Here is a 731-nt window from a genome sequence, read left to right as displayed (position 1 = left end):
ACCACCGACTACACCCCGCCGGTTGCCACCGAAGACAGCCTGCGCATCACAGCAGTTGATGACAATGTGGGTGGCCGTCAGGGTAACGTCGCCAGCGGCGAAATTACCGATGACAGCCTGCCGCTGATCAGCGGTATCGGCACTGCCGGTAACACGGTGTTCGTCTACACCACCGACGCCGCAGGGAAACACCTGATTGGCTCGGCGGTGGTTGACAGCAACGGCGACTGGAGCATGACCCCGGATGCACCGCTGCTGGAAGGCCTGAACAGCCTGACCCTGGAAACCCAGGATCCGGCCGGTAACCTCATCGCCGGTGAAGCACCAGCCTATGACATCACCCTGTTGATCCCGACCGGCATCGAGCCGTCGATCACCAGCGTGGTCGATAACAGCGAACCGCATGTCGGTCCGTTGCAGAAAGGCGAGGCCACCAACGACAGTACCCCGACCCTGAACGGGACGGCGGCGGCTGGTGATATTGTCACTATCCGCGACGGCAGCACAGTCCTGGGTTCCGTGACTGCTGACAGCAACGGCAAGTGGACCTTTACGCCGGACACGGCGCTGGCAGATGGCAATCACAACTTTGCCGTCACTGCCACCGATCCTGCGGGTAACAGCAAAGACAGCGGCAGCTTCCCGATTGTCGTCGACACCACCGTGCCGGATTCGAGCAGCGTGGTGGTGAATGACGATGTGGGCGACAAGACCGGCCCGATCGCCGACGG

The 731-nt window shown here is 62.1% G+C and carries 1 protein-coding gene; it reads left to right on the top strand.

The window, feature by feature from the left end; all coding sequences use genetic code 11:
* The coding region (locus AOY23_RS21305) for an Ig-like domain-containing protein (RefSeq protein ID WP_161804034.1) at nucleotides 1-731 on the top strand (731 nt) is incomplete at both ends.

Origin of the sequence: Trabulsiella odontotermitis (genome assembly GCF_001297775.1) — a bacterium.
Classification (GTDB): Bacteria; Pseudomonadota; Gammaproteobacteria; order Enterobacterales; family Enterobacteriaceae; genus Trabulsiella; species Trabulsiella odontotermitis.
This window is presented reverse-complemented; position numbering and strand designations above follow the sequence as displayed.